The following is a 3,558-nucleotide window of genomic DNA, read 5'->3' on the forward strand; positions in this document are numbered from 1 at the left end:
AGGAAGCGCAGCCCCAGCACCAGTGCACAGCCCAGGTACAGCGGGCCGCTCATGTGAATGGCATACGGCAACAGGCTCACCGCCAGCAATATCAAGGTGTACAGCAGGATATGCAGCTTGGTGTAGCGCTCGCCGTGGGTCACCGGCAGCATCGGGATCTCGGCCTTGGCGTATTCCTCCTTGCGGTGGATGGCCAGGGCCCAGAAGTGCGGCGGGGTCCAGGCGAAGATGATCAGTACCAGCAGCAACGGCTCGGCGCTGACATGGCCACTGACCGCGACCCAGCCCAGCAGCGGCGGCGCGGCACCGGCCAGGCCACCAATGACGATGTTCTGCGGCGTGGCACGTTTGAGGAAGCCGGTGTACAACACCGCGTAGCCCAGCAGCGAGGCCAGGGTCAGCCAGGCGGTGAGGGCGTTGGTGAACACCAGCAGCAAGGCCATGCCCAGCAACGCCAGCGCCAGGGCAAACAGCAGCGCCGGCAGCGGCTCGACGCGGCCTTGGGCCAGGGGCCGCTTGTGGGTGCGCGCCATCAGCGCGTCGATGCGCCGGTCCACCACGTGGTTGACCACCGCCGCGCCGCCGGCGCACAAACCTATGCCCAGGTTGCCGAACAGCAGCACGTTCCAGCTCACACCCGCGCGGGTGGCGAGGAACATGCCTGCCAGCGAGGTGATCAGCATCAGCACCACCACCTTGGGCTTGGTCAGCTCCAGGTAATCGCGCCAGCTGGCCCGCCGTGTACTCAGAAGCGTCGCCACGAGTCGTTCCTCATGTGATGGGAAATGCCCACGCCGACAACCGGCCGCAGGCGCCAGCCTTGGCCGACACCGACCCGAACCTTGTCGACCACGCGGATGCGGTAGTTCACCAGCACCATGCTCAGCAGCAACAGCGCCCCGCCGGCGTTGTGCGCAACGGCCACAGCCAAGGGCAGGTGCAGCAGCACATTGCTGATGCCCAGGCCGATCTGCACCGCCAGCGCCAGCAACACCAGCCGCCCCAGGCCGGGAAGGCCGCAGCGGTGCAGCTTCCAGCTGAGCATCATTAGCACACCGGTAACCAGCAGCGCGCCCAGGCGGTGGCTGATGTGGATGGCCGTGCGCGCATCACTGTCCAGTTGCCCACCCAGGTAATTGGGGCCGACATGCTGGGTAAGGTGGAAGCCGTTGCTGAAATCCGCCGCAGGCCACCATTGGCCATGGCAGGTAGGCAGGTCGATACAGGCGACGGCTGCATAGTTGGCGCTCACCCAGCCGCCCAGGGCAATCTGGCCGATCACCACCAGCAGGGCCAGGGCCGCAATGCGGCGCAGGCTCAACGGCAGCTTGGGCAATGGCGCAAAGGCCCGGGACAGCCGCAGGGACAACAGGAACAGCAGGCTCAATGTGGTGAAGCCACCAAGCAGGTGCGCCGTGACCACCTGCGGCCACAGTTTCAAGGTGACCGTCCACATGCCGAAGGCCGCCTGCGCCAGCACCACCCCCAGCAACAGCACGGGCAGCCGATAGGGCTGGCCGTCGCGGGCGTGCCGGCGCACCGCTTGCAAGGCAAGCAGGGCAATGACCATAGCCAGGGTGCCGGCGAAATAGCGGTGGACCATCTCGGCCCAGCCCTTTGCGGCTTCCACGGGGTGCTCGGGGAAGTGCAGCTCGGCATGCGCCAACTGTGCTTCGCTCTTGGGCACGCTGATGAAGCCATAGCAACCCGGCCAGTCAGGGCAGCCGAGGCCGGCGTGGGTCAGGCGGGTATAGGCACCGAGCAGGACAACCACCAGTGCCAGCAAGGTGGCGAACACAGCTATGCGGAATCCAGGTCTGGCCATGGCAGGCTCCTAGCCGATATTGGACAGCTTGAGCAGGTGGCGCAGGTCGTCCAGCACGTGCTTGCCGTTGACCTTGCCGTCATAGCGCAGTACCAGGTTGCCGTGCGGGTCGACGATCCACAGCTTGGGGCCGGGCTCGCCGACCTTCTGCAGGTAGCGCGGAGCGTCCAGCGGGTAGCGTTGCAATTGTGGATATTCGCGACCGAGCAACGCCTGGTAGTCAGCGCTCAGCGGCTGGGCGGCAGCCAGCGCATGGCTGGCACGGCTGGCATCCCGGCCTAGCCCGACCTGGATCTGCCGGGCCAGGTAGACCAGGCGCTGGCAGTCCTCGGCACAGGCCTGGGGTGCGCTCACCAACAGCTGCCAGCGCTCGTCGTGGCCCGCCACGCCGAGGTCGGTACGGCTCTCGCCATTGCCGATCATGGCGCCGTGGTAGCTGCGGCCTTCCGGTACCCAGAACTTGAGCTTGTACATGCTGGTGGCCAGGATCATCGGCCCGAGCACCACCAGCAGAATCAACAACAGCTGCAAACGCCCGCGGGCTCTGGGTTTGCCGGGTTCAGGCAGGTCCAGTGGAGTGGCGGTGGCCATGGCGTTTCTCCTTGTTGTGGTGCCAGCCGAAATAGAGGTAAAGCAGCAGCAGGGCAGCCGCCAGGGCAAACCACTGCACGGCGTACCCCAGGTGTTTTTCCGGGCCCATGGCGACTACTGGCCAGTCCAGGCGATAGGTCGCCGGCCCTGGTTCCAGGCGCAGTTCATGGGCATAGCCTTCGCGGTCGAGCTGCTGCCACAGCTGGGCGGCGTCGACGGCAGTCAGCAGGTGCGGCCATTGGCCGCCGAGCGGATCGGGATGTAGCTGGAAGGTGTGGCCCGGCGATACATACACCGCAGCGTCCAGCGCCAACGCCTGGGTTGGGGTGCCGAAATGCACCGGCACGCGGCGGTCTGGCCATGGCAGCCAGCCACGATTGACCAGCAGCCACTGCCCGCTGGCCTGGTCATGGAAGGGTTGCAGCAATTCGACCCCGGCCTGGCCGTCGCGCATGCGGTTGTCCAGCAACACGCTGTGCCCGGCGTCGAAGCGACCGTATAGATGCACACGGCGGAAGGCATTGTCTTCATCCGCCGTCAGCTGGGTGGTGGCCAATGGCACCTCGACCCGCCGTTCGGCATAGCTGGCCAGCAGTGCGCGCTTTTCTTCGGCACGGCCGAGTTGCCAGCAGCCAAGCGCGACCAGCCCCGGCAGCAGTGCAAGCACCACCAGGGTGGGTACCCAGCCTGGGCGAAACGGCTTCATCGCAGCCTCGCCCGGTCGATCGCTATACTTATCCACATCACCGCATCCCCCCGGAGTGTCGCCATGCTCAAGGCCGCGATTGTCCTGATGCTGTTGGCCACGGTTGCCAGCCTGTTCAGTGGCCTGGTGTTTCTGGTCAAGGACGATGAAAACTCGACCCGCTTGCTCAAGGCGCTGACCGTGCGCGTGACCCTGGCTGCCCTGACCATCGGCCTGGTGGCCTGGGGCTTCATCAGTGGTCAGCTGGTTTCACACGCCCCCTTCTGAATCTGCATTTGCTTTGATGGCCTCATCGCCGGCAAGCCAGCTCGCACAGGAACCCCACATGCGCCAGGTCCAGTGGGCCCCTGTGAGAGCTGGCTTGCCGGCGATTGGCCCTAGAGCACATAGACAAAGATGAACAACCCCACCCACACCACATCGACGAAGTGCCAGT

5 protein-coding genes are annotated in these 3,558 nt (G+C 65.7%); 1 reads left to right on the plus strand and 4 read right to left on the minus strand.

Annotated features, from left to right (window positions below):
- From cyoE to HP546_RS27795, 4 genes are all read right to left on the minus strand, one after another.
- A partial coding sequence (cyoE, locus tag HP546_RS27780) for a heme o synthase (protein ID WP_172232288.1) occupies window positions 1-761 on the minus strand: 761 nt, incomplete at its 3' end.
- Complete coding sequence (locus HP546_RS27785; RefSeq protein WP_172232291.1) at window positions 746-1,825, minus strand: heme A synthase; 1,080 nt, start codon at window positions 1,823-1,825, stop codon at window positions 746-748. The genes cyoE and HP546_RS27785, both read right to left, overlap by 16 nt.
- A gap of 9 nt (window positions 1,826-1,834) precedes the next feature.
- Window positions 1,835-2,416, minus strand: coding sequence for a hypothetical protein (locus HP546_RS27790; protein ID WP_172232294.1), 582 nt, complete (start codon window positions 2,414-2,416; stop codon window positions 1,835-1,837).
- Window positions 2,385-3,122 carry an SURF1 family protein gene (locus tag HP546_RS27795; protein WP_172232297.1) on the minus strand — a complete coding sequence of 246 codons (738 nt, stop codon included), beginning with the start codon at window positions 3,120-3,122 and terminating at the stop codon, window positions 2,385-2,387. The genes HP546_RS27790 and HP546_RS27795 overlap by 32 nt, the downstream gene beginning before the upstream one ends.
- Window positions 3,123-3,185: 63 nt before the next feature.
- On the opposite strand from HP546_RS27795, the gene HP546_RS27800 reads away from it, so the two are divergent.
- Entirely contained in the window at window positions 3,186-3,389 is a 204-nt protein-coding gene (locus HP546_RS27800) for a twin transmembrane helix small protein (RefSeq protein ID WP_054902213.1), read from the plus strand.
- The last annotated feature ends 169 nt before the right edge of the window (window positions 3,390-3,558 follow it).

Origin of the sequence: Pseudomonas sp. CM25 (assembly GCF_013179705.1) — a bacterium.
Lineage (GTDB): Bacteria > Pseudomonadota > Gammaproteobacteria > Pseudomonadales > Pseudomonadaceae > Aquipseudomonas.

What these genes read in the sequence shown, in the direction of transcription:
- HP546_RS27800 (WP_054902213.1), top strand. Translation starts at nt 3,186, where the DNA reads ATGCTCAAGGCCGCGATTGTCCTGATGCTGTTGGCCACGGTTGCCAGC.
- HP546_RS27790 (WP_172232294.1), bottom strand. Translation starts at nt 2,416, where the DNA reads ATGGCCACCGCCACTCCACTGGACCTGCCTGAACCCGGCAAACCCAGA.
- HP546_RS27795 (WP_172232297.1), bottom strand. Translation starts at nt 3,122, where the DNA reads ATGAAGCCGTTTCGCCCAGGCTGGGTACCCACCCTGGTGGTGCTTGCA.
- HP546_RS27785 (WP_172232291.1), bottom strand. Translation starts at nt 1,825, where the DNA reads ATGGCCAGACCTGGATTCCGCATAGCTGTGTTCGCCACCTTGCTGGCA.